General features: G+C 71.8%; 26 protein-coding genes and 1 rRNA gene. 10 read left to right on the forward strand and 17 right to left on the reverse strand.

The annotated features are described in order from the left end of the window. Positions 1–50: 50 nt before the first annotated feature. From ACIBCT_RS34425 to ACIBCT_RS34445, 5 genes are all read right to left on the reverse strand, one after another. The gene (locus tag ACIBCT_RS34425) at positions 51–521 is read right to left on the reverse strand and encodes a bifunctional nuclease family protein (RefSeq protein WP_362808356.1); all 471 of its coding nucleotides are present in this window, start codon (positions 519–521) and stop codon (positions 51–53) included. A 77-nt stretch (positions 522–598) separates the two neighbouring features. After that, positions 599–1,249, reverse strand: coding sequence for a MerR family transcriptional regulator (locus tag ACIBCT_RS34430; RefSeq protein WP_344908555.1), 651 nt, complete (start codon positions 1,247–1,249; stop codon positions 599–601). 26 nt (positions 1,250–1,275) lie between these two features. Further along, positions 1,276–1,788, reverse strand: a complete 513-nt coding sequence (locus ACIBCT_RS34435) for an FHA domain-containing protein (RefSeq protein WP_344908558.1) — start codon at positions 1,786–1,788, stop codon at positions 1,276–1,278. A 347-nt stretch (positions 1,789–2,135) separates the two neighbouring features. Further along, a complete protein-coding gene (locus ACIBCT_RS34440; RefSeq protein WP_399195904.1) occupies positions 2,136–4,637 on the reverse strand; it encodes a sugar phosphate nucleotidyltransferase in 2,502 nt (833 codons plus the stop codon). A gap of 3 nt (positions 4,638–4,640) precedes the next feature. After that, positions 4,641–5,237: a CDP-alcohol phosphatidyltransferase family protein gene (locus ACIBCT_RS34445; RefSeq protein WP_344908563.1), complete on the reverse strand. Its 597-nt coding sequence runs from the start codon at positions 5,235–5,237 to the stop codon at positions 4,641–4,643. Between the two features lie 271 nt (positions 5,238–5,508). Here ACIBCT_RS34445 and ACIBCT_RS34450 point away from each other — a divergent pair, with 271 nt between their 5' ends. The 3 genes from ACIBCT_RS34450 (at position 5,509) to ACIBCT_RS34460 (ending at position 8,061) form a co-directional block, all read left to right on the forward strand. Next, entirely contained in the window at positions 5,509–6,126 is a 618-nt protein-coding gene (locus ACIBCT_RS34450; RefSeq protein WP_399195907.1) for a class I SAM-dependent methyltransferase, read from the forward strand. 256 nt (positions 6,127–6,382) lie between these two features. Next, positions 6,383–7,564 carry an acyl-CoA dehydrogenase family protein gene (locus tag ACIBCT_RS34455; protein WP_399195909.1) on the forward strand — a complete coding sequence of 394 codons (1,182 nt, stop codon included), beginning with the start codon at positions 6,383–6,385 and terminating at the stop codon, positions 7,562–7,564. A 68-nt stretch (positions 7,565–7,632) separates the two neighbouring features. After that, positions 7,633–8,061: an SRPBCC family protein gene (locus tag ACIBCT_RS34460; RefSeq protein ID WP_399195911.1), complete on the forward strand. Its 429-nt coding sequence runs from the start codon at positions 7,633–7,635 to the stop codon at positions 8,059–8,061. Between the two features lie 163 nt (positions 8,062–8,224). Here the strand turns inward: ACIBCT_RS34460 and ACIBCT_RS34465 are convergent, their stop codons facing one another. Genes ACIBCT_RS34465 through ACIBCT_RS34475 form a run of 3 tightly spaced genes read right to left on the reverse strand, consistent with a single transcriptional unit; the run spans position 8,225 to position 10,637 of the window. Next, positions 8,225–9,007 (reverse strand): enoyl-CoA hydratase/isomerase family protein, encoded by a 783-nt coding sequence (locus ACIBCT_RS34465; RefSeq protein ID WP_399195913.1) that lies wholly within the window; start codon positions 9,005–9,007, stop codon positions 8,225–8,227. After that, positions 9,004–9,918, reverse strand: a complete 915-nt coding sequence (locus tag ACIBCT_RS34470; protein WP_399195915.1) for an alpha/beta hydrolase — start codon at positions 9,916–9,918, stop codon at positions 9,004–9,006. Before ACIBCT_RS34470 ends, ACIBCT_RS34465 begins: the two co-directional genes overlap by 4 nt. A gap of 32 nt (positions 9,919–9,950) precedes the next feature. Continuing rightward, the gene (locus ACIBCT_RS34475; protein ID WP_399195917.1) at positions 9,951–10,637 is read right to left on the reverse strand and encodes a gamma-glutamyl-gamma-aminobutyrate hydrolase family protein; all 687 of its coding nucleotides are present in this window, start codon (positions 10,635–10,637) and stop codon (positions 9,951–9,953) included. A gap of 489 nt (positions 10,638–11,126) precedes the next feature. On the opposite strand from ACIBCT_RS34475, the gene ACIBCT_RS34480 reads away from it, so the two are divergent. Next, on the forward strand, positions 11,127–12,242 hold the full coding sequence (locus ACIBCT_RS34480) for a globin domain-containing protein (protein WP_399195918.1): 1,116 nt from the start codon (positions 11,127–11,129) through the stop codon (positions 12,240–12,242). Between the two features lie 510 nt (positions 12,243–12,752). After that, complete coding sequence (locus ACIBCT_RS34485) at positions 12,753–13,061, forward strand: hypothetical protein (RefSeq protein ID WP_399195919.1); 309 nt, start codon at positions 12,753–12,755, stop codon at positions 13,059–13,061. Between the two features lie 51 nt (positions 13,062–13,112). Here ACIBCT_RS34485 and thyX read toward each other — a convergent pair whose 3' ends face one another. From thyX to ACIBCT_RS34500, 3 genes are all read right to left on the reverse strand, one after another. Beyond that, the gene (thyX, locus tag ACIBCT_RS34490; RefSeq protein ID WP_344908584.1) at positions 13,113–13,871 is read right to left on the reverse strand and encodes an FAD-dependent thymidylate synthase; all 759 of its coding nucleotides are present in this window, start codon (positions 13,869–13,871) and stop codon (positions 13,113–13,115) included. A gap of 102 nt (positions 13,872–13,973) precedes the next feature. Beyond that, positions 13,974–15,107, reverse strand: a complete 1,134-nt coding sequence (locus ACIBCT_RS34495) for an amidohydrolase family protein (protein ID WP_399195921.1) — start codon at positions 15,105–15,107, stop codon at positions 13,974–13,976. Positions 15,108–15,265: 158 nt separating this feature from the next. After that, a complete protein-coding gene (locus ACIBCT_RS34500; RefSeq protein ID WP_399195923.1) occupies positions 15,266–17,407 on the reverse strand; it encodes an anthranilate synthase component I in 2,142 nt (713 codons plus the stop codon). Positions 17,408–17,683: 276 nt separating this feature from the next. On the opposite strand from ACIBCT_RS34500, the gene ACIBCT_RS34505 reads away from it, so the two are divergent. Next, positions 17,684–18,685 (forward strand): helix-turn-helix transcriptional regulator, encoded by a 1,002-nt coding sequence (locus ACIBCT_RS34505; RefSeq protein ID WP_399195925.1) that lies wholly within the window; start codon positions 17,684–17,686, stop codon positions 18,683–18,685. A 121-nt stretch (positions 18,686–18,806) separates the two neighbouring features. Here ACIBCT_RS34505 and ACIBCT_RS34510 read toward each other — a convergent pair whose 3' ends face one another. The 5 genes from ACIBCT_RS34510 to ACIBCT_RS34530 all read right to left on the reverse strand — a co-directional run bounded on the left by ACIBCT_RS34510 (position 18,807) and on the right by ACIBCT_RS34530 (position 21,770). After that, positions 18,807–19,721: an SDR family oxidoreductase gene (locus ACIBCT_RS34510; protein WP_399195927.1), complete on the reverse strand. Its 915-nt coding sequence runs from the start codon at positions 19,719–19,721 to the stop codon at positions 18,807–18,809. 273 nt (positions 19,722–19,994) lie between these two features. Further along, entirely contained in the window at positions 19,995–20,423 is a 429-nt protein-coding gene (locus tag ACIBCT_RS34515) for an SRPBCC domain-containing protein (RefSeq protein ID WP_399195929.1), read from the reverse strand. Then, on the reverse strand, positions 20,416–20,772 hold the full coding sequence (locus ACIBCT_RS34520) for an ArsR/SmtB family transcription factor (RefSeq protein WP_399195931.1): 357 nt from the start codon (positions 20,770–20,772) through the stop codon (positions 20,416–20,418). The genes ACIBCT_RS34515 and ACIBCT_RS34520 overlap by 8 nt, the downstream gene beginning before the upstream one ends. Then, positions 20,765–21,154 carry a VOC family protein gene (locus ACIBCT_RS34525; RefSeq protein WP_399195933.1) on the reverse strand — a complete coding sequence of 130 codons (390 nt, stop codon included), beginning with the start codon at positions 21,152–21,154 and terminating at the stop codon, positions 20,765–20,767. Before ACIBCT_RS34525 ends, ACIBCT_RS34520 begins: the two co-directional genes overlap by 8 nt. A 100-nt stretch (positions 21,155–21,254) precedes the next feature. Beyond that, on the reverse strand, positions 21,255–21,770 hold the full coding sequence (locus tag ACIBCT_RS34530) for a MarR family winged helix-turn-helix transcriptional regulator (RefSeq protein WP_399195935.1): 516 nt from the start codon (positions 21,768–21,770) through the stop codon (positions 21,255–21,257). Between the two features lie 50 nt (positions 21,771–21,820). Between ACIBCT_RS34530 and ACIBCT_RS34535 the strand changes: the two genes are divergently transcribed. The 4 genes from ACIBCT_RS34535 (at position 21,821) to ACIBCT_RS34550 (ending at position 26,497) form a co-directional block, all read left to right on the forward strand. Continuing rightward, a complete protein-coding gene (locus ACIBCT_RS34535; RefSeq protein ID WP_399195936.1) occupies positions 21,821–22,846 on the forward strand; it encodes an EamA family transporter in 1,026 nt (341 codons plus the stop codon). A gap of 218 nt (positions 22,847–23,064) precedes the next feature. Continuing rightward, on the forward strand, positions 23,065–23,277 hold the full coding sequence (locus tag ACIBCT_RS34540; RefSeq protein ID WP_399195939.1) for a DUF3311 domain-containing protein: 213 nt from the start codon (positions 23,065–23,067) through the stop codon (positions 23,275–23,277). A gap of 4 nt (positions 23,278–23,281) precedes the next feature. After that, positions 23,282–24,877, forward strand: coding sequence for a monocarboxylate uptake permease MctP (mctP, locus tag ACIBCT_RS34545; RefSeq protein WP_399195941.1), 1,596 nt, complete (start codon positions 23,282–23,284; stop codon positions 24,875–24,877). A 450-nt stretch (positions 24,878–25,327) separates the two neighbouring features. Then, complete coding sequence (locus ACIBCT_RS34550) at positions 25,328–26,497, forward strand: serine hydrolase (protein ID WP_399195943.1); 1,170 nt, start codon at positions 25,328–25,330, stop codon at positions 26,495–26,497. Between the two features lie 244 nt (positions 26,498–26,741). On the opposite strand, the gene rrf is transcribed toward ACIBCT_RS34550, so the two are convergent. Then, a 5S ribosomal RNA gene (gene rrf, locus ACIBCT_RS34555) occupies positions 26,742–26,829 on the reverse strand; the annotation flags it as partial.

The following is a 26,829-nucleotide window of genomic DNA, read 5'->3' on the forward strand; positions in this document are numbered from 1 at the left end:
AGTCAACGACCCCACCCGGCGCGTCGTGAAGCGTAAATGCACCGAAATTCCTACCCCGCGCGGCCGAAGTCCTCGGGCGTGATCGTGTCAAGGAACTCCCTGAACTTCTCCACCTCGTCCTCCTGGTCGTCGGGAATGATCACCCCTGCCTCCCGGACCACCTCCTCACTCGCGAAGATACGTGCGCCGGTGCGCAGTGCCAAGGCGATCGAGTCGGAGGGACGCGCGCTCACCTCCACCCCGTTGGAGAAGACGAGATCGGCGAAGAAGATCCCGTCGCGCAGGGCGACGATGTTGACCGTGTTCAGCCGGACGCCGAGTCCGTCGAGCACGTCCCGGAACAGGTCATGGGTGAGCGGCCGAGGCGGTGGTTCCTCGGCCTGGGCCATGGCGATCGCCGTGGCCTCGGTCATGCCGATCCAGATGGGCAGGTAACGCTCTCCCTGCGCCTCCTTCAACAAGACGATCGGCTGGTTGGAGGGCATCTCGACTCGAACGCCCACGACCTCCATCTGCAACACGGGCTGCTCCGCTTCGCTGGATTCCGACCGGTTTGTTCAACGTAACACTCGTGGGGTACGAGTGCCTGGGCAGGTTCTCACCGGCCCAGGGCCCCACGAACGCCCGAACGCAGGAGCGAGGCGTGCAATTCCAGCAACAGGCCGGAGATCTCCCTGGCGGTCTCGTCGGCCTGGTCGATCGCGCCCGGCCCCCGGCGGCGCAGCAGCGGCGCCACGGCCTGCTCCACCAGCCCGGCCTCGCGTTCCGCGGCGGCCCTGACGGCCCTCAGGTGGCGGGCGCGCAGGCCGAAGGCGGCCAGGGCCCCGACGCTGCGGGCCACGGCGAGCGCCTCGGCGTCGTAGTAGCGGGCCACGGCGGCCAGCAGCCCGTAGTCCTCCAGCTCGGCCAGGGTCTCCTCGTCGAGCTCGGCGGCGCTCAGCAGCTCGTCGCGGGTGAGACGGATCTCACCGGGCCCCTCGTCCGGGACGGCCCGCGGGCGGGCCACGGGGCGCTCCTCGCGGTCGGCGGCCTCCAGCCGGTCCTTGATCACGCGCAGCGGCAGGTAGCGGTCCCGCTGCTCGCTGAGGATGTAGCGCAGCCGCTCGACGTCGGCGTAGGTGAACTTCCGGTACCCGGAGGGACTGCGCTCCGGTTCGATCAGCCCCTCGCCCTCCAGGAAGCGAATCTTGGAGATGCTGACATCGGGGAACTCGCCCTGAAGGAGGGCGAGCACCTCCCCGATGCTCATGTGCGCACGAGCGGCCTGCGAGCTCATCATCCTCCAGCGGCGCCGCGGGTGAGGAAGACCAGGCGGAACTTGCCGATCTGCACCTCGTCCCCGCCGTAGAGCGGGACCTCCTCGATGCGCTCGCGGTTCACGTAGGTGCCGTTCAGGCTTCCGACGTCGCGGACGGTGAAGACCCCGCCGCCGCGCCGGTAGAACTCCACGTGGCGGCGCGAGACCGTGATGTCGTCGAGGAAGATGTCGCTCTCGGGGTGACGGCCCACGGTGGTGAGATCGCTGTCGAGCAGGAAGCGGCTGCCGGCGTTCGGGCCGCGCATCGCCACCAGCAACGCGCTGCCCGGAGGCAACTGCTCCACGGCCTGCCGTTCGGCGAGAAGCGTCTCCCCGGTCTCCGCCTCGTAGGCCTCGATCCCGGAGAGGGAGATCGTCGACGTGCTGTCCCCGGGTGTGTCGGACCTGGTAAGCGGCGACCCGCATCGTGAACAGAAACGGGCATCCTCAGGATTGGCATGACCGCACTGCGTGCAGTAGACGCTCGGCATCGATCGGCTCGGCCTCCTACCGCGAAGACGCGGCAACGGTGCTCAGTGATGCGCGCGCCTCGCTTCTTCGCTTCTCAAGGGATTTCTCAGACTGCGAATGCCGCAACATACAGTGATGAGACGCGAAGGTCAAGGCTGACGCTGAACCGCGGGTACGGTCGGTGACAAAGTTACAGCGGGGTACGTCCCCGGTCCATGGTGCCGCGCTGTGTTTGTCGCATTCGCTCGGTCCACAACGCCCGACAACGGGATCAAAGCACTGTCTGTTGTTGGATGTCCGGTTCTTTGGAGGCCCCGCCGGGAACCCTCCGGGGCCGTCAGCCTCCGTCAGCCTCCGTCAGCCTCCGTCAGCCTCCGGCGGCCTCCTCGACCACCCGCGCCCAGCGTTCGATCATGACCTGGGCGGAGTCGACGTCGAAGCCCTCGGCCCACAGGTGGGTGACCGCCTCGGTGGGGTCGGGCAGCACCAGGGCCCAGCCGCCGTCCTCGGCGACCACCCGTACCCCGTCGGTGGTGTCGATCAGGTGGTGCTCGGCGGCCTCGATGACCGAGCGCATCACCGCGCCCTTGGCCGCCCACGGGGTCGGCACGGTACGGCGCAGCAGCCTGGCCTCGGGGATCCTGGCGTCGATCTGGCTGAGCGAGAGCCGGGTCCTGGCCACCAGCCCCAGCAGGCGCAGAAAGACCGCCAGGCCGTCCACGGTGGGCCCGAACTCCGGGACGATGAAGCCCCCGCGCCCGTCCGCGGCGAAGATCATCTCAGGGCCCCTGGCGGCTGCGGTGAGCGCGTCGATCGCGGTGGCGGTCCACTCGGCCTGGACCCCGTGGAACCTGCAGACCTGCTCGGCCACCCGGGTGGTGGTGACCGGCAGCGCCACCCGGCCGCCGCGCCGCTCGGCCGCGACCAGGTCGAGCACCACCAGCAGGGCCCGCTCCTCGCTGATCAGCTGGCCCATCTCGTCCACCAGCGCCACCCGCTCCCCCACCGGGTCGAAGCGCACCCCGAAGGCCGCCCTGGAGGAGCTGACCAGCTCCGACAGGCGCTGCAGGTCGCGGCGGCGCTCGGCGAGGGTCTCGGTGGGCGAGGCGTCGTCCAGCCGGTTGTTGACGGTCAGCACGTCCACCCCGACCCGGCCGAGAAGGCTGGGCAGCACCAGCGAGGACGTCCCGCCCGCGCAGTCGACCACGACCTTCATGTCGGCGTCGCGGACCCCGCTGATGTCCACCAGGCGCAGCAGCTCGTGCGTGTAGTCCTCCACCGACCTGGCCGGGAAGCTCAGCTCGGCGATCTCGCCGGGGAAGGCGCGGCGGAACTCCTGGCGGGAGAAGACCCGGTCCAGCTTGCGCTGGGCCGGCGGGGACAGGTCCGCGCCGTTCTCGTCCATGAAGACGATGTCGACGCTCTGCGGGTCGCCCGGGGTGGTGCGCAGCGCGATGCCGCCCACCGCCTTCTCCCTGGCGGTGTGGAAGCGGGCCACCGGCAGCGGGGCCGCCTCCAGGTCGAGCACGTTGATCGCGCTGGCGTTCAGGGCGCTGATCACCGCCCGCTTCAGCGCCCGCGCGGCGCGGGAGGAGTCGCGGGAGGTGATGACCGAGGCGCCCTTCTTCAGCGTGGTGGCGTAGGCGCTGGCCAGCCGTACGCACAGCTCGGGGGTGATCTCCACGTTGACCAGCCCGGAGACCCCGCGCGGGCCGAACAGGTTGCGCTGGGCGCGGGGCTCCCAGATGACGCTGTTGTTGATCACCGCCCCGGCCTCGATGGTCTTGAACGGGTAGATCTTGACCCCGGAGGAGATGTACGCCTCGGCCTCGATGATGCACTCGTCGCCGACGACGGCGCCCTCCTCGACCCGGGCCGCGGTCATCAGGTCGGTGTTCTTGCCGATCACACAGCCGCGCAGGTGGGCGCTGGGCCCGACGTAGACGTTGTCGTGGACGACCGCGCGGTGCAGGAACGCCCCCTCCCGCACCACCGCGTTGCTGCCCAGCACGGTGTACTCGCGCAGTTCGGCCCCGGCCTCGACCTTGGCGTAGTCACCGATGTAGAGCGGGCCCTTCAGGACGGCGTCGGCGTCCACCGAGGCGCCCTCGGCGACCCAGACGCCGGGCGAGACCTCGAAGGCGTCGATGTCGACCCTGACCCGTCCCGACAGGACGTCGGCCTGGGCCTTGAGGTAGCTCTCGTGGGTGCCGACGTCCTCCCAGTAGCCCTCGGCCACGTAGCCGTAGAGCGGGGCCCCGCGCTCCAGCAGCCGGGGGAACACGTCACCCGACCAGTCCACCGGCTCCCCGGCCGCGATCTCGTCGAGGACCTCGGGCTCCATCACGTAGATGCCGGTGTTGGCGGTGTCGGAGAAGACCTGGCCCCAGGTGGGCTTCTCCAGGAAGCGCTCCACCCGGCCCTGGTCGTCGACGATGACGATGCCGAACTCCAGCGGGTTGGGGACGCGCTTGAGCCCGATCGTGACCATCGCGCCGTTCTCGCGGTGGAAACGGATCATGTCGGTCAGGTCGATGTCGGTGAGCGCGTCACCGGAGATGACCAGGAAGCGGTCGTCGCGGAGCCGGTCGGCGGCGTTCTTGACGCTGCCCGCGGTGCCCAGCGGCGTGTCCTCGGTGGCGTAGTACAGGCTCATGCCGAGCTCGTCGCCGTCACCGAAGTAGTTGCGGACCAGGGCGGCCAGGAACTGCACGGTGACCACGGTCTCGGTGAAGCCGTGCCGCTTCAGCAGGCGCAGCACGTGCTCCATGATCGGCCGATTGATCACGGGCAATAGGGGTTTCGGCTGGTTCGCGGTCATCGGCCGGAGCCGTGTCCCCTCCCCGCCCGCCATGACGACGGCCTTCACAGATCACCTCTTAAGGCGTTTGGCCTCGCGTGCCAGCTGACGCACCTGTACCCAATACAGCACGCCCGACCACCAGTACAGGCCGGTGCCCCAGATGGCCAGGGACCAGCCGACGATCCCGGCGAACGTGGCGTACCAGAGGTCGTGGTAGGCGAGGAAGAGCAGGGGAAAGGCGTAGAGGAGGTTGGCGGTCGCGGCCTTGCCGAGGAAGTGCACGGGCAACGCCGGGCCGTACCCGAGACGGCGCAGGATGAGCGGGATGCCGAGCAGCATCACGTCACGCAGCGGGATGGCCAGGGCCAGCCACCAGGGAATGATCTCGCGCATGGCGAGGCCGAACAGGGTGGCCAGGATGTAGAGCCGGTCGGCCAGCGGGTCGAGCAGCCGCCCGAGCCTGCTGGTCTGGTTCCAGGCGCGGGCGATCTTCCCGTCCAGCCAGTCGGAGAAGCCCGCCAGCATCAGCAGCGCGACGGCCCAGCCGTCGGCCTTCGGGCCGAGCACCAGCCAGAGGAAGACGGGCACGCCCAGGAGCCTGGCCAGGCTCAACGCGTTGGGAACCGTCCAGATACGATCTTCGGCTCCCGATGCCTCCGGATTCACCGGCTGTCTCCCTCCCCCGCGCCTGATGCCGACCCTACCCGTGCGGGGCCCGCACGGCCCTACGGCCACCCCCGCTTCGTCCCCGGAACGGACGGGGACGCAGGGCCCCGCCGACGACGGAGGCGGGCGCCGGGCCGGGGGCGGGGAGCGGAACGGGAGGTGGGAAGCGGAAGGAGCCGATCCTCCGGAAAGGGGGCGATCCTCCGGGTACGACCGAAACAACCGTCAATGACGCGCCAGATCTCCCGCCCGACCCCTTAGCCTTCACACCATGACCAATGACACCGCGCTCTTCCTGAGGCAGTGGATCCGCTCACCGGGCACGGTCGGGGCGGTCGCACCGAGCTCGCGGCGGCTCGCCGAGACGGTGACCTCACCGGTCCCGCATCGGGGCGATCCCGTGATCGTCGAGCTCGGCCCCGGTACGGGGGCGTTCACCGCGGAGATCCAGCGCCGGCTGGGAGGGCGGGGCCACCACCTGGCCATCGAGATCAACCCGCGGATGGCCGACTTCCTGGCCTCCAGGAACCCGGGGGTGGAGGTCGTGGTCGACGACGCGGCACGGCTGCCGCAGCTGCTGCGGGAGCGCGGCCTGCCCGGCGCCGACGTGGTGGTGAGCGGGCTGCCGTGGGCCGCGTTCTCCGAGGAGACGCAGACCCTGCTGCTGGACGCGGTCACCGCGGTCATGACGCCGCACACGGCCTTCACCACCTTCGCCTACAGCTTCGCCAAGCGCCTGCCCCCGGCGCGGCGTTTCCGCAGGCGGCTGACGGAGACGTTCGAGGAGGTCGTGCCGGGCCGGACGGTCTGGCGCAACGTGCCCCCGGCCTTCGTCTACCACGCGCGCCGGCCCCGGCTGGCGGCCTCGGCCGCGGGCTCACCGGCCTGACCCGGTGAACCGCGGCCCCGCGGGATCACGGGGCCGCGACGGCGCGGACCGGGGACGCCGCGGGGCCGCGACGGCGCGTGACGGTGAGGGGACCCGGGAACGGGAAGGCTCGCGGCCTCGCGGCCGGCCGGGCCGTGAAGGGGGCGGCCGGAAGGGCGCGTGACCCGGGAGACCGGGCGGAACGGGAGGCGCGCCCCCGGAAGGGAACCGAACCTGGTTCTATCATTGCGCCCCGACGAGAACGGAGTTGATCACCGTGGACTTCACCCTTCCGGAGAGCGCCCTCGCGGTCCAGCGCGGCGTGGGCGACATCTGCGCCCGCTACGACCTCGACTACTGGCAGCGCTGCGAGAACGAGAAGCGCTGGCCGGAGGAGGTGTGGCGGGACCTGGCCACGGGCGGCTGGCTCGGCCTGGCCGTCCCCGAGGAGTACGGCGGCGGCGGCCAGGGCCTGCTGGAGCTGGCCGTGGCCACCGAGACCCTCTCCGCCTCCGGCTCGGCCGGAGGGTCGGCCTTCACCTACGTGCTCACCCCCGGGTTCGGCGCGCTCACCCTGACCAGGCACGGCAGCGCGTGGCAGCGCGACGAGCTGCTGCCCTCCCTGGCCACCGGCGAGCTGGAGACCTGCTTCGCGCTCACCGAGCCGGACGCCGGGTCCAACGCCCTGGGCATCTCCACCTTCGCCCGCCGCGACGGCGCCGAGTTCGTCGTCACCGGCCAGAAGATCTGGATCACCGGCGTGCAGCGCGCCACCTGGATGCTGCTGGTCACCCGGACCGTCCCGGCCGCAGAGGCCAGGCCGCGCAGCAACGGCCTGACCGTCCTGCTGGTGAACGTCCCCGAGGCTGTCGCCGCCGGGCGGCTTTCCTTCCGGCCGATCCCCAAGATGGGGGCCAACACCACCCCGTCCAACATGGTCTTCATCGACGAGCTGCGGGTGCCCGAGCGCAACGTGGTGGGCGAGGTCGACCAGGGCGCGCGGGTGCTGTGGGACATCCTCAACCCCGAGCGCGTCCTGCTGGCCGCGTCCGCGCTCGGCGGCGCCGAGGTGGCGCTGCGGGTCGCCGTGCGGTACGCGAAGGAGCGCGAGGTCTTCGGCCGCCCGATCGGCGCCAACCAGGCCATCGCCTTCCCGCTCGCCCAGGTCAAGGCGAAGATCGAGCTGGCCAGGCTGATGCTCTACAAGGCCGCCTGGCTGTTCGACCGCGAGCTGCCCTGCGGCACCGAGGCCAACATCGCCAAGCTGACCGCCTCCCAGGCCGCGTGGGAGGCGGCCGACCACGCCTTCCAGACGCACGGGGGCATGGCCTACTCGCTGGAGTACCCGGTGGCCCGGCTGCTGGCCGACGCCCGCATCGGCAGGGTCGCCCCGGTGACCGAGGAACTGCTGCTCAACCACCTGGCCACCCAGGTGCTCGGGCTTCCCCGGAGCTTCTGACCGGTTGCCGGGCGGAGCGGGCGGGCATGACCACGGTCGGTATCCGGGCGAGCACGAAGGAGTGGCCCATGTCCGCGTACGCCAGCACGGTGGTCGACGCCTCCGCCGACGAGGTGTGGGGTTACCTGAGGGATTTCGGCAACGTGGCCGAGTGGCTGCCGGGGATCGACCGCTGCGAGGTCGAGGAGGGCGACGGCTCCCGGCCCGGCACGGTGCGCAGGCTGGAAGGGCTCGGCGGGGTCTTCAGGGAGCGCCTGCTCACCCTCGACGACGACTCCCGTTCGGCGACGTACGAGATCCTGGAGGGGCCGCTGCCGGTCAGCGACTACCGCGCGGTCTACCGGGTGTCGCCGGTCACCGACAGCGGCCGGGCGTTCGTGGAGTGGTCGGCCACCTTCGCCGCCGACGACGTGGCGAAGATGAACCGCGTCATCGTCAAGGGCGTCTTCGAACCCGGGCTGACCGCCCTGCACGGGCGGTTCCGTCCCGGCACCTGACCCGCTCCAGCACCTGACCGGGTCCCGCGTGCCCCGGTCCCGCACCTGACCGGGTCCCGCGTGGCCCGGTCCCGCACAACGACCCGGGCACAACGACCCGGCCCCGCACATGACCCGGCTCCGCGCGACCCCGGGCACGTGACCCGGGGCGCGTGCTCCCGGCTCAGCCGAAGGACGGCGGGCGCTTCTCGCGCAGGGCGCGCACGCCCTCGGCCACGTCCGGCCCGGTGAAGCCGAGGAACTCCATGGCCAGCGAGGCGTCGAAGGAGGGACCGGCCAGGCGGAGCCAGTTGTTGAGGGAGTACTTGGTCAGCCGGATCGCCTCGGCGGAGCCCTCGGCCAGCCGGACCGCGATCTCCAGGGCCCGCTCGTGCACCAGGTCGTCGTCGACGCAGAGGCTGACCAGGCCCATCGCCTCGGCCTGCTCCCCGGTCACCGGCTCGCAGAGCAATAGGTGGTACTTGGCCTTGGCCAGGCCGCACAGCAGCGGCCAGACGATGGCGGCGTGGTCCCCGGCCGCGACCCCCAGCCGGGTGTGGCCGTCGATGATGCGCGCGGTGCGGCCCGCGACCGAGATGTCCGCCAGCAGGGCGACGGCCAGCCCGGCCCCCACCGCAGGGCCCTGGATGGCCGAGACGACGGGCTTGGAGCAGTTGATCACGTTGTAGACGATGTCGCGGGCCTCGGTGAAGACGCGCATGCGGACGGCGTGGTCGCGCGTCATCTCCTCGATCATGGACAGGTCACCGCCCGCGGAGAACGCCTCGCCCTCGCCGCGGACGAGCACCGCGCGCACCTCGTCGTCGCGGTCGGCCTCGCGCCAGATCTCGGCCAGCTCGCGGTGACCGGTCATGTCCACCGCGTTGAGCCTGCGCGGCTCGCTGATCACGACCCTGAGCACGCCGGGGGCCGCCCAGTCGCAGCTGAGCTTCTCGTACTCCCTCACCGGAACGCCTCCTTCAGCCGGGCCGCTGCGTACTCGCGCGCCTCGGCGGCCTGGTCGAAGAAGCCGGGCAGGCCGAAGAAGCCGTGGACGGCGCCCTCGTACCTCCTGGTCTCGACCGGCACCCCGGCCTCGGCGAGCCGGGCGGCGTAGGTCTCCCCCTCGTCGCGGAGCGGGTCGCACTCGGCCGTGATCACCGTCGCCGGGGCCAGCCCGCCCTTGTCGGGCAGCCGGACCGGCGCGAGCCGGGGATCGGCCGGGTCCCCACCGTACTGGGCGATGAACCAGGCCATCTCGTCGGCGCCGAGGCCGAAGCCGGTGGCGTAGTCACGGTAGCTCGGGGTGTCCATCGCCACGTCGGCGATCGGGTAGACGAGCACCTGGTGGACCAGCCGGAGCCCGGCGTCCCTGGCCCGCCAGGCGGCCACGGCCGCGAGGTTGCCCCCGGCGCTGTCGCCGCAGACCGCGACGCGGGCGGGGTCGGCCCCGTAGGCGTCCGGGCGCTCGAACACGTCCTGTACGACGCTCCAGGCGTCGTCGGCCGCGGCCGGGAAGGGGTGGTCGGGAGCGAGCCGGTAGTCGGCCGAGACCACCACCGCGCCGGTGCGCGCCGCGAGGTCGCGGCCCAGGGCGTCGTTGCGGTCGACGCTCCCGAAGACCCAGCCTCCGCCGTGCAGGTAGACGAGCGCGGGAAGGGGGCGGTCCCCCTCCTCGGGCCGGTAGATCCGGACCGGGACGCCCGCGGCCACGTCGTCCCTGACCCGCGGGAGGGGGACGATCGGGCCGCGCTGCTCGGCGAGGGCGTCCATCGTCCGCAGCTGCGCGATCGTCTCGGGGGTGAGCGTCGACAGGGGGACCCCGAGGTCGGTCCGGAAGGCGTTCAGGTAGGCCTCGGCCTGCGGGTGCAAGGGCATGGAGGCACCCTACCCGCCTGATCCGCGCGCGGTCAGGGACGGGCGGCCCACAGCAGCGCCTCGACGAGCCGGTCGTCCCCGGTGCGCCCGGACGGCCACTGCACGCCCACGCAGAAGCGGTGACCCTGGAGCTCGACGCCCTCCACGATCTGGTCGTCGGCCCAGGCCACGGCGAGCAGCCCGGTGCCCAGCCGCCTGATCGCCTGGTGGTGCGGGGCGGTCACCTCGATGCGGTCGCCCAGCGCCGTGCCGAGCCTGCTGGAGGCGCCGATCCGGACGAGGTGCGCGCCGGGGGCGGCGTGCCGGTCGTGGCCGACCACGTCGGGCAGCCAGGGGATCAGGGTGCCGCCCTGGGCGACGTTCAGCACGTGCATGCCCCGGCCCACCGCGAGCAGCGGCAGGCCGTCCCGTACGGCGGCGCGGGCCAGTGCCAGCTCGAAGCGGTCGCGGTGCGGCTGGGGGGCCTCGACGCGTTCCTCGCGGGCGGCCCCGTACAGGACCGGGTCCAGCTCGCCCCCGTCGGCCAGGATCACGCCGGACAGGCCGCGGACGTGGTCGTCGGCCGTGGCCGGGCCGAGCGGGGGCAGCAGCACCGGCGCGCCGCCCGCCTTCTCCACGGCCCGCGCGTACGACGCCGGCGACAGCACGGCCTCCCTGACCCAGTCACCCCAGCGGGCGGCCTCCAGGTGGGCGGTGATACCGATCAAGGGTCGGGACATGCGTTCTCCCCAGGGCCGTACGCGAGCCGGTACCCCTGTTTCGGACGGTACCGATCCCATCTCCAGCAGATCCCCTATCATGGCGCACCGCATTTCGGTCATGTCATGTATCCGAGGTATCAGTGTCGTCTCGCCCGGAGCCCTTGACCGTCACCCCGGGGCGCGTTCACCCCTCCGGCCACCGGGAACGCGGGGACGACAAATCCCCTTACGACCTGTAAAGACGGCTGTAAAGTTGAACGTGATTCCTTTTCAAGTTTATCGGCGAGCCGGATTCGGTAATGACACAAAATAACTTCTCAATTACGGAAAGTTAGATTTCCCACTATATTGACGAGAAACGGTTGTGACAGTCGCATGGTGATGGAAGACTCAAATATCGAGTGACCAGGTGCGCCGGGGCCGCCGGTCGCTCGTCACCCGGAACCGTCAGGGAGGTGGATCTTCATGGTCGGACGCTGATCCGATCAATTAGGGTGGGTTCGTTAAATGTCATTGAATCCGCGTCTCGTCAAGGAAAGCTTCGCCCTCGTCGAACCCGTCGCGGGCAAGGCCGCGGCGTACTTCTACGGGCGCCTGTTCGCCGAGAACCCGCACCTGCGGGCGATGTTCCCGCCGGCGATGGACGTCCAGCGCGACCGCCTGTTCGGGGCGCTGACCAGGATCGTGTGGAGCCTGGACAGCCCGGACGGCATGGCCTCGTTCCTCGGCCAGCTCGGCCGCGACCACCGCAAGTACGGGGTGCTCCCCGAGCACTACACCGCCATCGGCAACGCGCTGCTGGCCACGGTCAGGCGCTTCGCCGCCGAGGTCTGGGACACCGAGGTGGAGGCGGCCTGGGTGTCCGCGTACACCGCCGCGGCCAACCTCATGATCGAGGCGGCCGAGGCCGACTCCGGGGTGTCACCCGCCTGGTGGCCCGCCGAGGTGATCGACCACGAGCGCCGCACGCCGGACATCGCGGTGATCACCCTGCGGCTCGCCCAGGAGATGCCCTATCTGCCCGGCCAGTACGTCACGGTGCAGACCCCGCGCTGGCCCCGCGTCTGGCGCACGTTCTCCATCGCGAACGCGCCCCGGCCGGACCACACCGTACGGCTGCACGTCCGAGCGATCTCCGGCGGCTGGGTCTCCACCACGCTGGTCCAGCACACCAGGATCGGGGACACCCTGACCCTGGGTCCCCCGATCGGCACCATGGTGCCCACCGACTCCGGCCGCGACCTGTTGTGCGTGGCGGGCGGCACCGGGCTGGCCCCGCTCAAGGCGATCGTGGAGCACGTGATCGCCTCCGGCCGCCGCCGGAACGTGCACCTGCTGCACGGCGCCCGTACCGCCCGGGAGCTCTACGACCTGGCCGACCTGACCCGGATGGAGGAGGGCTTCCCCTGGCTGCGGGTGATCCCCGTGGTCTCGGACGAGCCCGGCTACGACGGCATGCGCGGCCAGGTGGCCGAGGTGATGGAGCGCTTCCACTCCTGGGCCGACCACGACGCCTACGTCTGCGGCCCGCCCGCGATGGTCCGCGAGACGGTCCAGCGGCTCGTGCGCGGCGGGATGCCGCCGGCGAACATCCACCGGGACGTCACGCACGACGAACCCTGAGCGGGCTTGCGGACCGGTCCCCGGGCGGACCCCGCGCGATCGGCGGCGAGCGGCGACCCCGCGACCCCTGAGCGGCGACCCCTGAGCGGCGACCCCGCGCCGGCGCTCCCGAGCGGTGACCCCGCACCGTGAGTCCCAGGCGACAATCAGGATCAACACCGCGAATCGATCACGCAAATTTCGCAGAGCCCGGCGAGACGCGGCACGGCATGGCAGCATGAGGCCCAATCCGAAAGGAGATGGTCATGCGCCAGGGCCCCCCTCCCAGCCCGTGTCCCCCTCACGACCGCCATCCGCACGGATCCGCCGGCCGCCCGCACCGGGCCCCGGCGGGAGGCGTTCCACCGCGTGCGCCCGTCCCCGGATCCCCGCGGCGACGGCCCGCGCGCGACCGGGGCCTCCCCCTCCCCCGGTACGCGCCGCCTCGCGGCCGTCGCACTCGCCTGGCGGGCCCGTCGCCCGTCCCGCCCGCTCCGGCGCGCTGAGCCGATGGCCCGTCCCGTCACGCTCGTGACCTTCGTGCTCCCCGTCGCGCTCCGGCACTGGGCGGGCGAGAGCACCGAGATCCGCGTCTTCGCCGTCGCCGACCGGGAGGGCGGCCGGCCGACGCTGGGCTCGGCCCTGGACACGCTGCGCCGCGTCCACCCGTCCCTGGAACAGCGCCTGCGTGACGACTACGGCGGCATCCGCCGCCACATCACCATGTTCGTCTGCGGCGAGAACGTCCTGCACATCGGCGGCCTCGACTGCGCGCTGCCCTCCGCCGCCGAGATCTTCGTCCTGCCCGCCCTGTCCCGCCGTCAGGAGACCACCGGCTGACCGGCCCCCCGCCCGCGCTCGGCCCCGGTCGCACGAACGCCGTACGGAACCCTAGGGGGCGACCCGGCCGGCGGCCACGAAGGCCGCGTGCGTGAGGGGCATCAGCTCCGCCCAGGCGGCCTCCATCTTCTCGGCCACCATCTCGATCTCGCGCTGCGGGAACGAGGGGACCGCCGACTGCTCGTTCCTGGTGCGCAGCGACAGGAAGTGCATCAGCGAGCGGGCGTTGCAGGTGGCGTACATCGAGGAGAACAGGCCGACCGGCAGCACGGCCCTGGCCACCTCCCGGGCGATCCCGGCCTCCAGCATCTCCCGGTAGGCGGCGTAGGAGGCGCGGTAGGACCCCTCCATCACCTCGGTGACGAGCTTGTGCTGCCCGGCGTCGCCCTCCACGAAGACGTACTGCCCGGGCTTGCCCTCCTGGACGAGCCTGCGTTCCGGGCCGGGCACGTAGAAAAACGGACGAAGCTCGCGATACCTCCCGCTCTCCTCGTTGTAGGACCAACCGGCCCTGTGACGGTGGAACTCGCGGAAGACGAAGATCGGCGCGGAGACGAGGAAGGTCATCGAGTTGTGCTCGAAGGGGCTGCCGTGCCGGTCGCGCATCAGGAAGTTGATCAGGCCCTTCGAGCGCGCCGGGTCCTTGCCGATCTCCTCCAGCGACTGCTCCCCCGCGGTCGAGACCCGCGCGGCCCAGAGCACGTCGGAGTCGGAGGCGCTGTGCTTGACCAGCTCCACGCTCACGTCGTCGAGGAAACGTGCCTGTGTGCCGTCGCCCGTCTCGTCGCCCGCCACCTGGGTCCCCCTCATCACGTCGTCGGTCGCGCCATATCGTAACCGGGCCGGCCCGCGGGCCCGGGAAGACCCCCGGATCCGCGCGTCCCCGCGATCCGCGGGCTCCCCGGGGAGCCGTCACAGCCGGTAGAGCCTGCGGGCGTTGCCGGAGCCGATCATCTGGGCCACCCGGGCGGCGTCGGCGACGCTCCACTCGCCGTCGGCCAGCCGCGCGGCCAGCGCCCCGGCCAGGCCGCGCCGGTAGTGCAGGGCGCCCAGGTGGCAGGTCTCCGCCACGCCGTGGCCGCCGGAGCCGAACACCTGCCGGTGGAACGGCACCGACTCCAGCAGTTCCGCCATCACGGTGGCCGAGCCGGTGGCGCCGCGGGCCGGCGCGGCTCCCACGTCGACGTAGACGTGCGGAAGGGTGCTCGCCAGGTGGGCGGCGCGGCGGTGGAAGGGGTGGCAGCGCAGCAGGACGACGGGCACGCCCATCGGCTGCACGGCCACGACGAATCCGGTGCCCGAGCCGGTGGGCCCGGCGTGGAACTGCAGCGGCCGCCCGTACTCCCTGGCCACGTCCACGGCCGTCCACAGCAGGTGGCGCAGCAGCACCGGGTCGGTGAGGCGCTCCCCGGGACGGGCCAGCCTCCGGGCCGCCGCCGCGATGACCGTCCCCCGGCTCGGCCTGGCCTCGTCGGGGTGCGCACCGGCGCGGTGGGCGGTGACCGACTTCAGGGCGACGGCGCACGCGGCGCGGGCGGCGAGGTCCTGGGCGAGGGCCGAGACGTAGGCGACCGCGGAGACCGCGCTCGCGGCGACCTCCTCCTCGGCCCGCTCGATCCGCGCCACCGCGACGGTGCCCGCCCCGCCCGTCCGGCCCATCTCGGCCGGAGGCAGCACCTCGGGCCCGCCGGGGGCGGCGGAGTCGTCGAACAGGAAGGTGGCGATCCCGGCGGCGCCCAGCAGCCGCCGGTTCACCTCGGCGGCCCCCAGCTCGGCCCGGCGGGCCAGGTAGACGGCCGGCGGCACGTGCGGGGGAAGGTCCAGGACGGGCGCGCACCAGCGGCGGACCGCGGCGCCTGCCGGGGTGTCGAAGTGCGTGGTGCCGGGGGGTGCCGGGACGCCCGTCTCGGACAGCAGCGTCTCGAACCGGGCCCGGGTGAGGTCGTCGCGGCGTACGCCGTGGCAGCTCTGGTCGACCAGCGGCGCCAGCAGCGCCTCCCGGACGACGTCGGGCAGCTCGACGGGCAGCACGCCGTCCGGCCTCATGCCCGCTCCTCCCCGCCCGCGGCGTGCCGCCGCATCCCGCAGGATCCGCCGGTACGCCCGTCGTCCCCGCCCGGGCCCCGCCCGGCTCTCGTCCGGGAGAACTCTACGGTCGCCCCGGGCGAGGGCCGGGCGGGGAAGGGACGGGCTGTACGGGTTCTTTACCCGGGCGTGCGGCAGAGCCGCAGGACGTTGGCGATGATCTTCGCTCCGGCGTCCCCCTCGGCGGTGAGGATCGACTCGGGGTGGAACTGCACGGCGAAGCGGCGCCGCTCCACGTCCTCGATCGCCATCACCGCGCCGTCCGGGGTCAGGGCGGTGGCGGTGAAGCCGAGCACGCCCGGCTGCTTGGCGTGGACCGAGTGGTAGCGGGCCGCGGTGAACTCCTCGGGGAGCCCGTCGAGCAGCGCGCTGGCGCCCAGCCTGCGCACCCTGCCGCGCTTGCCGTGCTCGGGGTAGGAGAGCAGTTCGAGCTCGCCCCCGGCCTGCTCCACCATGCCCTGCAGGCCGAGGCAGACGCCGAACACCGGAAGGTCGCGCTCGTAGAGCGCGCCGACCAGGCCGGGCAGGCCGAAGTCGGAGGGCCAGCCGGGGCCGGGCGAGAGCACCACGAGGGACGGGTCGATCTCGTCGATCATCTCGGCGGGGAAGCCGTGGCGGAGGGTGACGACCTCGGCGCCCTGCTGGCGGAAGTAGTCGGCGAGGGTGTTGACGAAGGAGTCCTCGTGGTCGACCAGCAGCACCTTCATCCCGGCGCCCGGAAGCTCGGCGGCCGGGGCGGGCGCGGCCTGCTTCTGCGGGGCCGCGCCGACCGCCGCCAGGGCGCCGAGCAGGGCGCTGGCCTTGAGCTCGGTCTCGCGCTCCTCGGCCTCGGGGTCGGAGTCGAACAGCAGCGTGGCCCCGGCCCTGACGGTGGCGATCCCGCCGCGGATCTGCGCGGTCCGCAGGGTCAGGCCGGTGTTCATCGAGCCGTCGAACCCGATGTAGCCGACCGCCCCTCCGTACCAGCGGCGGGTGGTGGCCTCGTGGTCCTCGATGAACTGCATCGCCCAGGTCTTGGGCGCGCCGGTGACGGTGACGGCCCACATGTGGGTGAGGAAGGCGTCGAGCGCGTCGAACCCCGGCCGCAGCCGGCCCTCGATGTGGTCGACGGTGTGGATCAGGCGGGAGTACATCTCGATCTGACGGCGGCCGATGACCTGGACCGAGCCGGGCACGCAGATGCGGGACTTGTCGTTGCGGTCCACGTCGGTGCACATGGTCAGCTCCGACTCCTCCTTGACGCTGGACAGGAGGGTGCGGATCGCGTCGGCGTCCTCGACCGGGTTGCCGCCCCGGGCGATGGTGCCGGAGATGGGGCAGGTCTCGACGCGGTCGCCGCTGACCCGGACGTACATCTCCGGGGAGGCGCCGACCAGGTGCTCGCCCTCGCCGAGGTTGAACAGGAACTCGTACGGCGCCGGGTTGACCTTGCGCAGTCCCCGGTAGAAGGCGGCCGGGTCGGCGCAGGGGGCGTGGAAGACCTGGCCGGGGACGACCTCGAACAGGTCACCGCGGGCGAACTTCTCCTTGGCCGCCGCGACCACCTCGGCGTAGGAGCCCTTCACGGGGTCGGCGGGGAGCTCGGACGGCGCCGGGGGCAGCAGCACGACCTCTCCCTCGCGGGCCAGCCCGTGCGTGGAGACGCCGTCCACGGTGAACTCGTAGCGGAACTCCTTGCTGGTCTCCCGCTTCCGGTCGATCACCATGATCCGGTCGGGCAGGTGCAGCACCAGGTCGCGCTGGTCGGCGGCCCGCGGCAGGACCTGCCGGATCGGCTCGAACTGGAAGGCCAGGTCGTAGCCGAAGGAGCCGTACAGGCCCAGGTGCTCGTTCTCGCCGCGGAAGGCGGCGATGACCTCACGGATCGCGGTGAAGACCGTGGGCCGGCGGCTGCGCATCTCCTCGGGGAGGATCTCCTCGGACTCGGCCACGTGGACCTCGACGTGGTCGGCGGTCGGCTCCTCGACCGGCTTTCCGGCCGCCAGCAGGCAGGAGACGATGGCCGGGAGGACCACCCTGCCGCGGGCGTTCAGCGCCCTGGCGGAGATCCTGCGCCCCCGCGCGACGATCTCCAGACACGGGTCGACGTAGGCGAGATGCCATCTGCTGTAACGGCCGGGATACTCCATCCCGGAGGAGAGCACGCCGCCACGGCGTTCCCCGAGGGTCGTGACGACGTCCTCGAGCACCGTCTCCGGCACGTCGGACGCGGTGACCTCGACCCCTATGCCGCCGGCGGTGGTATATCGGCTCGTCTCCACTGCGGTATCGCCCCTTTGATCTACTGATGCCCAGAGGGAGCGGACGCAGAAAAGGCCGCCTCTCCGGGCGGCCGTCTGTCTGCTCGCGAAAATGCGAAACCTGCGCCGCCTAGAAGCGGCGCCACCACTGCTGGGTGAGAGGGTGTCGCATGGGGCCAGGGTACCCGCGTCAGCGGTGATCATGCAAGGTGGCCGCGCCGTTCCGCGCCGCGGCACCCGGCCGGGCCCTGGCGCTCCCCCGCTCGTGCGCGGGGCGCGCCGCGTTAGGGTCGGGGGATGCGCGCGGCCAGGTTGATGTCGTTGGTGCTGCTGCTCCAGGCGCGCGGCCGGATGAGCGCGGCGGAGCTCTCGCGGGAGCTGGAGGTCTCCGAGCGGACCGTCCACCGTGACGTGCTGGCCCTGTCGGAGGCGGGCGTGCCGGTCTACGCCGACCGCGGGCGCGGCGGTGGCTACCGGCTGCTGGACGGGTACCGCACCCGTCTGACCGGGCTCGACCGCGCCGAGGCCGAGGCGCTGTTCCTGTCGGGCGTTCCGGAGGCCCTGCGGGAGATGGGGCTGGGCGAGGTGGCCGCCACGGCACGGCTGAAGGCCTCGGCCGCCCTGTCCCCCGGCCTGCGGGACGCCCCCGCGACCGCGGCGCAGCGCTTCCACCTGGACGCCCCGGGCTGGTTCGTGAGCGAGCGGCCCCCGCCCGTGGCACTGGCCCCGCTGGCCAGGGCGGTCTGGGGCGACCATCCGATCACCGCCGCCTACCGGCGTCCCGTCCGGGACGGGACGGCCGCACCGGCGACGGCCGCCGGGCACCGTGAGGCCGACCGGCGGCCCATGGAGCCGTACGGGCTCGTACTCAAGGCGGGGGTCTGGTACCTGGCGACCCGGTTCGCGATCTACCGGGTGGATCGCTTCGGCGAGATCGAGATCCACTCCGACCGGCGTTTCGAGCGGGACGACACCTTCGACCTGGCCGCGTTCTGGAGCGAGAGGGCCGCCCGGTTCGCCGGTTCCCTGCTGGCCGAACGGGTCGTCGTGCGGCTCAGCCCGGCCGGGCACCGCCTGCTCCCGATCTTCGCCGACCCCGCGGCCCTCGGCGAGGCGCTGGCGTCCGCGGGCGAGCCCGACGGGCAGGGATGGATCACGATCCGCCTGCCCGTCGAGTCACTGGAGGTCGCCTTCGGCCAGATCCTCCGCTTCGGCCCGGAGGCGGAGGTCCTCGGCCCGCCCGCCCTGCGCGCCCGCTTCACCGACGCCGCCACCCGCCTGCGCGACCTGTACGGCTGACGGGGTCGTCACGGCCGGCGGCGCCCGGGAAGCGGTGGGGCCGTGGAACCGGCCAGGCAGGCAGGGTCGGTGAGCCCGGTGGGCCCGTCCGCCCGGCGGGGCCGGTGGCGCCGGTCGCCGCTCAGCGGTAGCCGGTCGCGTCGGCCGGCTTGCCCTTGCTCTCCACCTCCTCGATGTAGCGCCAAGCGTCGGGCCTGCTGCCGTCGAGGTCGGTGAAGCCGTACACCTGGGCGAGCTGACCGCTGGACACGGCCTGCCCGGACCAGCGCAGCCGGTCCTCGTCGGTGGCCAGGGCGACGACCGCGCGGCCGGTGTAGGCGGGCGACTCGGAGATCACGAAGTGCGGCTGCGCCACCGTGGCGTCCCGCCAGTTCTCCTCGGTGACGCCGAAGCCCTCCAGCATGCTCTCCGAGCGGAGCCAGCCCGGGGTCAGCGAGACCGCGCCGCACCCGTGCGGGCGCAGCTCGTGGTGCTGGATGAACGCCAGCCGGTTCACCGAGAGCTTGGCCAGGTCGTAGTAGGCACAGAGCCGGTAGTTGGCGAGGTTGTACTCCAGGGTGCCGTCGGTCACCTCGACCACCAGGCCGCCGGGGTTCTCGATCAGCAGGGGCAGCGCGTGGTGGCTGGTGATCAGGTGGGTGTCGACGGCCAGCCGGAGGATCCGCAGGCCGTCGTCGAGGGAGTGGCGCCAGACGGGGACGTCCCACTCCGTCAGCGGGTCCCCGCCCCAGATGTCGTTGACGAGCAGGTCGAGCCTTCCCCGCTCGCCCCTGATCCGCTCCACCAGGGCGCGCACCTGCTCGCTCTCCAGATGGTCCACCTGGACCGCGATGCCCTGCCCGCCCGCGCGGGTGACCAGCTCGGCCGTCTCCTCGATCGTCTCCGGCCGCTTCATCTCCGAGGACCCCTGCCGGGTGCTCCTGCCGGTGCAGTAGACCGTGGCGCCCGCCGCGCCCAGCTCGACCGCGATCCCCCGGCCCGTCCCCCGCGTCGCCCCCGCGACGAGGGCGACCTTTCCTTCCAGCGTTCTGTTCATGCGGCGAGCCTGGCAGGAAAAGGGGACATCTCTTGTCATGTTTTCGCGGGCTTCCGGGAAGGGCGTCTTTCCGGGTCTTCGGGGAGGGCGGCTTTCCGCTGCCCCCTCCCGGGGAGGGCGTCTTTCCGCGGTGCCCACGGCCGACGCTCTCCCCGGGAGCCGCGGCCTCCCGGAGTTCACGGCCCTTCGGGAGCCCGCGGCCTTCGGGAGCCCGCGGCCCGTGCTTCTAGGAAGAGAAAGCCCTCCCCGGAAGGAGAGGTCACGAGGAGGGGCTCAGGCGTCCGCCAGCACCTTCTCCATCCGGCTCAGAACGTGCGAGCGCCAGCCCCCGTCGAGGATGACGTAGGTGCTCTGCTGGATCGGGTCGTCCGGGTCGAACCCGGCGTGTTCCAACAGGAGCCGGGTGCCGCGCCCCTCGGCCTCCAGCGTCCAGGTGACCGTGGTGTCGAGCCCTCCGCCGCACCAGGAGATCCGCATCAGCCGCTCCGGTTCGAGGTCCAGGACCTCGCAGTGCACGACGCCGTCGAACCCCCGGTTCGGCCGGGGCTCGGTCCGGAACGTGAACCGGTGGCCGACGACCGGCTTGAAGTCGCCGGGCATCAGCCAGCGCGCCAGCAGGTCGGGGTCGGTGAGCGCGCGCCAGACCTTGCGCGGCGGGTGGGCGAGGTACTGGTCGGTCCTGATCAGTGTGGGGTCAGCCATCGCGGTCGTCGTCCTCGGTGCTCGAAAGGCCGTCATCGTCCTCGGCGTCCAGGAGGTCGCGAAGGCTGGAGAGTCTCTCCCTCCAGAAGCGCTCGTACGGGGTGAGCCAGGCGGACATCTCCCGCAGCGGTTCGGGGCGCAGGGAGTACAGGCGCTGCCTGCCCGCCCTGCGTTCGACCACCAGGCCCGCGTCCTTGAGCACCTTGAGGTGCTCCGACAGGCTCGGGCGGCGCATGTCGAAGTGCTCGGCCAGTTCCTGGACCGGTTTCGGCCCGTTCTCCAGGAGCAGCCCGAGGAGCCTGCGCCGAGTGGGGCTGGCCACCGCGGCGAACACGTCCGCTTCAGCCACGGGCGGGCGCGTCCACCGCGGTGGCCTGCAGCACGATCCCGTTGCCGTCGGGGTCGTCGAAGGTGACGTAGCGCCCCCACGGTGACCGCTGGATGTCGCCCTCGACGGCCACGCCGCGGTCGTTCAGCGCGGCCACGTCGCCCTCGAGGTCGTCGGTCTCCAGCACCAGGCCCTTGAGGGAGCCGGGCGGCATGGTGTCGAACCAGTTCACGAGCGTGATCGAGGTACGGGCGCCCTTGGGGGCCACCTGTACCCAGCGGCGGTCGGGGCCCATCGGGTTGTCCGAGACGAGGTCGAAGCCGAGGGTGTCGACGTAGAAGCTCTTCGCCCGGTCCTGGTCGGTGACGGGCAGGGAGAGCAGCTGGACATGGGTTATCGTCATGCGCCGACAATAGGTAGGGAATGTCCTACCGGTCAAGGCGCACGGGAGAGGCGGGCACGAGTAGGGGCGAGGAGGCGGGGCCCGGCCCCGGCCGGCGCGGTCAGCCGGGCCCGTCGGAACCGGCCGCCGCGAGCAGGTCGCGCAGCAGGTCGGCGAGCCGTTCGCGGCTGCGGGCCGGGAGCCGGTCGAACAGCTCGCGCTGGACCGCCAGGCCGGCCACCACCGCCTCGTCGGCCACCTCGCGCCCGCGGCCGGTCAGGGTGATCACCAGGGCGCGCCGGTCGTCCGGGTCGGGCGAGCGGGTGACGAGCCCGGCGCGCTCCAGCCGGTCGAGCCGTCCGGTCATGCCGCCCGAGGTCAGCATCAGCGAGGCCGACAGCTCCTTGGGCGAGAGCTGGAACGGCTCCCCCGACCGGCGCAGGGTCGCCAGCACGTCGAACTCCCCGCGGTTGATCCCGAACCGGGCGTACACCTCTTCCTGGAGGTCACCGGCGATCCGGGCGAGGCGGTTGATGCGGCCGAACACCTCCATCGCCCCGGTCTCCAGCTCCGGGCGCTCGCGCGCCCACTGCATGACGATGCGGTCGACGTCGTCGCGGGCCGTGTCCCCTGCCATGCCGACATGTTAGCTTGCCGATGATTAGCTTAGTGCTAAGATACTTATTCATGAGAGACATTAGGCCGATCGTCGCCAGCGCCGTCGCCCCGATGGTGTGGGGCACGACGTACCTGGTGACCACGGAGCTGCTGCCGGCTCACCGCCCGCTGCTGGCGGGCGCGGTCAGGGCGCTGCCCGCCGGGCTGCTCCTCTGCGCGGCCGTCGCCGTGCTCGCCGGGCGGCTCGCGCTGCCGCGGGGGGCCTGGTGGTGGCGCTCGGCCGTCCTCGGCACCCTCAACATCGGCCTGTTCTTCGCCCTGCTCTTCGTGGCGGCGTACCGGCTGCCCGGCGGGGTCGCGTCCGTGCTGGGCGGCCTGGCCCCCTTCGCGGTCGCGGCCCTGGCGTTCCCGCTGCTCGGGGAGCGTCCGGCCCCCCGGGCCATGGTGGCCGCGGTGATCGGGGTCGCCGGGGTGGCCCTGCTGGTGCTGCGCTCGGCCGTCACCCTCGACCCGCTCGGGCTGATCGCCGCCGTCGGCGGGGTCGTCACCATGTCGCTGGGCACCGTCCTGGGCCGGCGCTGGGGCACCCCCGAGGGGTACGCGAGCCGGAGCACCGCGCTGCTGGCCCTCACCGGGTGGCAGCTGGCCGCCGGAGGGCTGCTCCTGCTGCCCGCCGCGCTCGTCGTCGAGGGCCTGCCGCCCGTCCTGACGGGGACGAACCTCGCCGGTTTCGGCTACCTGACCGTCGTCGGCACGGCACTGGCGTACTTCCTGTGGTTCCGCGGGGTGACCTCCCTGGCCCCGGTCCGGCTCACCCTGCTGGGGCTGCTCAGCCCGGTGGTGGCCGCCGGGCTCGGCTGGGCGGTGCTCGGGCAGGCCCTGTCCGCCGGTCAGCTCGCCGGGGCGGCCGGGGTGCTCGGCGCGGTCCTGCTCGGCGCCTCCGCGCGACCGGCGAGGACCGACTCGGCGGGGGACGTCCGACCGAGTGCCGCCGTCGCGGCCGGCGGACGAGGCGCGGAAGATCGCGATCCGGTGTGGCCTGCGCTTTCGGGACGCCCGCTCCCGCGTCAAGAGGTGGGATCACCCGTGCGGTGACCGGTAGGAATCCATCGCCGAGCCGCAGGTGCTCACCGGCCGAGGCCGCTGTGACGTCGGCAAAGGGCGGAATGTGATGACTCACCTACCGCTCGTCGCGTGAACCGATCCGCTCGGCGCTCGGTGACCTCAATGAAATGGTCGTGTAATTACGCTGCCGGTCAGCCGAACGGGACGATCCTGTCCGGACGTCCCTTCTCCACTACGAGGAGACCGTGTTGACCACTCCAGACGGTGGTCGGAGCGATCGCAGCCCATGGAACTGGCTGCTCATCGTACCGATCATCCTACCTTTGTTGCCGTTCCTGTATAACTCCGATGAACCACGGCTTCTCGGCTTCCCGCTGTTCTACTGGCTCCAGCTCGCCTTCATCCTGATCGGCGTCACCTGCACCACGATCGTTTACCAGATGACGAAGCGGCGGCGGTGACCCGATGGAAGCGCATCTGACTGAGATCATCGTTTTCTCGGCGCTGTTCCTGCTGGTCAGCGGCATGGGTTTCATGGCCGCGCGCTGGCGGCGCCCGAACGACCTGGCCAGCCTCGACGAGTGGGGCCTGGGCGGCCGGAACTTCGGCTCCTGGGTCACCTGGTTCCTGGTCGGCGGCGACCTCTACACCGCCTACACCTTCGTGGCCGTACCCGCCCTGCTCTGGGGCGCGGGCGCGATGGGCTTCTTCGCGGTGCCGTACACGATCGTGGTCTACCCGATCGTGTTCCTGGTGCTGATCCGTCTCTGGTCGGTCTCGCACGTGCACGGCTTCGTGACCCCGGCCGACTTCGTACGGGCCCGGTTCGGCTCGCCCACGCTGGCGCTGCTGGTGGCGATCACCGGCATCGTGGCGACCATGCCCTACATCGCGCTCCAGCTCGTCGGCATCGAGGCCGTGCTGAAGTCGATGGGCGTGACCGGCCACCTGCCGATCATCATCGCGTTCGCGATCCTGGCCGCGTACACCTACCAGTCGGGCCTGCGCGCCCCGGCGCTGATCGCGTTCGTCAAGGACACGCTGATCTACATCGTGATCCTGGTCGCGATCTTCGCGATCCCCGCCCAGATCGAGGGCGGCTGGTCCGGCATCTTCGACGCCGCCCAGGCCAAGTTCACCGCCAGCCCCGCCCCCGGTGACGGCATCCTGCTCAACGCCAACAACCAGCTCCAGTACGTCACGCTGGCCCTGGGCTCGGCGCTCGCGCTCTTCCTGTACCCGCACAGCATCACCGGCGTGCTCGCGTCCAAGAACCGCGACGTCATCAAGCGGAACATGTCGGCGCTGCCCGCCTACAGCCTGCTGCTCGGCCTGATCGCGCTGCTCGGCCTGATGGCCATCGCGGCCGGCATCACGCCGATCGGCAAGGACAACAACACGATCGTGCCGCAGCTGTTCGACAAGATGTTCCCCGACTGGTTCACCGGCGTCGCGTACGCCGCGATCGGCATCGGCGCGCTGGTCCCCGCGGCCATCATGTCCATCGCCGCGGCGAACCTGTTCACCCGGAACATCTACAAGGAGTACCTGAAGCCGGACGCGAGCGACGCCGACGAGGCCCGGGTCTCGAAGATCACCTCGCTGCTCGTCAAGGTCGGCGCGGTGCTGTGCATCCTGTTCCTGGACACCGGTTTCTCCATCGACCTGCAGCTCATCGGCGGCGTCATCATCCTGCAGACGCTCCCGTCGGTGGCGCTCGGCCTCTACACCCGCTGGTTCCACCGCATCGGCCTGATCGCCGGATGGGCCGCGGGCATGGGGGCCGGCATGCTCATGCTCTACAACATCGGCAACCCGGCCACCGGCAAGCTGCACTTCGCCGGGTCCGCGTTCCCGCTGGAGAAGCTGGGCCTGGACACCAAGATGACGATCTACGCGGGCATCGTCGCGCTCGCGGTCAACCTGGCCGTCGCCGCGATCGGCACGCTCATCGCGCGCGCCGCCAAGGCGCACGACGGGGACGACACCACCAAGCCCGACCACTACTTCGCCGACGAGGGCGACCCCAGGATCAAGGACCTGGATCTCGCTCCCCACTGACGCGGTCTCTCCCAAGGCCCGCGCCACTGACCGCGGTCTCTTCCAGAGCTCGCGCCACTGACCGCGGCCTCTCCCGGGGCTCGCGTCCGGAACCTGGGGCCCCTGCGCCCGGGGCCTCAGGTTCCCGTGTCCGCGGCCCCGGGCTTCTGCACCGGGCCCTCGGGTTCCTGTGCGCGGCGCCTCGGGCCGGGGGCCATCCGGGTCCCGCGTCGGGGTCACCCGGGTCCCGTGTCGGGGTGACCAGGGTCACGAACACGATGCCGGAGTCACCCGGGGTCACGCACACGGGCCTTCCCGCCGCCTCACCGCCGCCTCACCGCGACGGGGAGGCCCCGTGCCGGTTCACGGGAGCCGTTCCGCTCCTCCGCTCCACCGCGATGTTCCCTTCCGGTCGGCGGGCTTGTACCGTCAGGACCTCGACGGTGCGGGGGTACGGGAAGGGGACATCGGATGCGTGCGGCCCTTCTGGGCGCGATCTCACTGGTGATCGCGGTGACCGCCTGCTCCCCTTCCACCCGTACGGCCGCGCCCGCCGCCCCCGGCACGCCACAGCCCTCCGGCGCACCACGCTCTCCCTCGGCCGGCTCTCCCGGAGCGGCTTCCGAGGTCCAGGCCGTGGCGGACGACCTGGTGTCGGCCGGGTCCCCCGGAGCCGTCGTGCACCTCCGTGACGACGGAAGGATCCGGGAGGCCGCCGCCGGGTTCGCCGACCTCGCGACGAGGACTCCCATGCGGGTCGATCACCGATTCCGGATCGCGAGCGTCACCAAGACCTTCACCGCCGCGGTCGTGCTGCAGCTGGTACGCGAGCGGCGGCTGGCTCTCGGTGACACGCTCGGGAAACTCCTCCCCGGTGTCCTTCCCGGCGCGGACAGGGTGACCGTCGAGCAGCTGCTCACCCACACCAGCGGAATACCGGACTACCTCACCGACTCCCGCTTCACGGACGCCGTCGTGGACCGTGGCCTGCACACCCGTGACTGGCCGCCGCGCGAGCTGCTCGGCTACGGCGGAAGGCCCGGCAAGCGGGGGGTCAACCGCTACTCCAACAGCAACTACATCCTTCTCGGCCTGGTCATAGAGAAGGTCACCGGTAAGAGCTACTCCGAGGCGCTGTCCGAGCGCATCACCGGCCCCCTGCGGCTGCGTGACACCGAGCTCCCCCGGGAGCTCCTGCCACAGGGACTCGCCCGGGGCAGGCAGGGCGACGGCCCCGGGTCGACGACCGTGAGCTCCTCCATCTTCTGGGCCGCGGGAGGCCTGGTGTCGACCACCCGGGACGTGGGCACCCTCTACGAGGCCCTCTTCGGAGCAGGCTCGGGTAAAGGCACGGGTCCGTCCTCCGGCGCACGGACGCGGGCCCCTGGCAAGGGGACGGTCGAAGGGGCGGCAGCGGGACGCCTGCCTGCGGGGGCCGACTTCAAGCGTGCGGGCGGCATGGGCGTGTACGCCGACAAGCTGACCTGCGGCACCCACGTGTGGAATCACTCCGGGCTGATCTACGGGTACTCCGGGATCGCGATGACCAGCGAGGACGGTCGCCGGCAGGTGGTGATCCAGCTCAACTCCCCGGCGGTGGGACAGGCCATCGCCGCGGCGGGAAGACTCATGTGCCGATGAGCGGCGTCGGATGTCTGACGTCGATTCCGTCGGCGTACTTGTTTTCGCGTCGGCGTTCCTGAGGTCTTCGCTGCCGCCGACGAGCGGAAGGCGTGACGGCTGAGAGCACGCCAGGGGCCCGCAGGAGAAGAACCCCACCAAGGCCAGAAGAACCCCCCGGGAAAGAACCCTCGGGAAGCAAGAAAGCACCCCGGGAAACACGAAGGGCCCCCACCAACGGTGAGGGCCCCACATGAAAAAGATTGTCCGGCGGTGACCTACTCTCCCACACCGTCCCCGGTGCAGTACCATCGGCGCTGAAGAGCTTAACTTCCGGGTTCGGAATGTAACCG

This window comes from Streptosporangium sp. NPDC050855 (genome assembly GCF_044456585.1).
Classification (GTDB): Bacteria; Actinomycetota; Actinomycetes; order Streptosporangiales; family Streptosporangiaceae; genus Streptosporangium; species Streptosporangium longisporum.

Bases quoted from the DNA above. Each gene is read 5' to 3' on its own strand.
- ACIBCT_RS34525 (WP_399195933.1), bottom strand. From the start codon at position 21,154: ATGACGATAACCCATGTCCAGCTGCTCTCCCTGCCCGTCACCGACCAG.
- ACIBCT_RS34535 (WP_399195936.1), top strand. From the start codon at position 21,821: ATGAGAGACATTAGGCCGATCGTCGCCAGCGCCGTCGCCCCGATGGTG.
- ACIBCT_RS34435 (WP_344908558.1), bottom strand. From the start codon at position 1,788: ATGCCGAGCGTCTACTGCACGCAGTGCGGTCATGCCAATCCTGAGGAT.
- ACIBCT_RS34470 (WP_399195915.1), bottom strand. From the start codon at position 9,918: ATGCCCTTGCACCCGCAGGCCGAGGCCTACCTGAACGCCTTCCGGACC.
- ACIBCT_RS34510 (WP_399195927.1), bottom strand. From the start codon at position 19,721: ATGAACAGAACGCTGGAAGGAAAGGTCGCCCTCGTCGCGGGGGCGACG.
- ACIBCT_RS34515 (WP_399195929.1), bottom strand. From the start codon at position 20,423: ATGGCTGACCCCACACTGATCAGGACCGACCAGTACCTCGCCCACCCG.
- ACIBCT_RS34475 (WP_399195917.1), bottom strand. From the start codon at position 10,637: ATGTCCCGACCCTTGATCGGTATCACCGCCCACCTGGAGGCCGCCCGC.
- ACIBCT_RS34430 (WP_344908555.1), bottom strand. From the start codon at position 1,249: ATGAGCATCGGGGAGGTGCTCGCCCTCCTTCAGGGCGAGTTCCCCGAT.
- mctP (WP_399195941.1), top strand. From the start codon at position 23,282: ATGGAAGCGCATCTGACTGAGATCATCGTTTTCTCGGCGCTGTTCCTG.
- ACIBCT_RS34460 (WP_399195911.1), top strand. From the start codon at position 7,633: ATGTCCGCGTACGCCAGCACGGTGGTCGACGCCTCCGCCGACGAGGTG.
- ACIBCT_RS34480 (WP_399195918.1), top strand. From the start codon at position 11,127: ATGTCATTGAATCCGCGTCTCGTCAAGGAAAGCTTCGCCCTCGTCGAA.
- ACIBCT_RS34530 (WP_399195935.1), bottom strand. From the start codon at position 21,770: ATGGCAGGGGACACGGCCCGCGACGACGTCGACCGCATCGTCATGCAG.
- thyX (WP_344908584.1), bottom strand. From the start codon at position 13,871: ATGAGGGGGACCCAGGTGGCGGGCGACGAGACGGGCGACGGCACACAG.
- ACIBCT_RS34505 (WP_399195925.1), top strand. From the start codon at position 17,684: ATGCGCGCGGCCAGGTTGATGTCGTTGGTGCTGCTGCTCCAGGCGCGC.
- ACIBCT_RS34450 (WP_399195907.1), top strand. From the start codon at position 5,509: ATGACCAATGACACCGCGCTCTTCCTGAGGCAGTGGATCCGCTCACCG.
- ACIBCT_RS34550 (WP_399195943.1), top strand. From the start codon at position 25,328: ATGCGTGCGGCCCTTCTGGGCGCGATCTCACTGGTGATCGCGGTGACC.
- ACIBCT_RS34495 (WP_399195921.1), bottom strand. From the start codon at position 15,107: ATGAGGCCGGACGGCGTGCTGCCCGTCGAGCTGCCCGACGTCGTCCGG.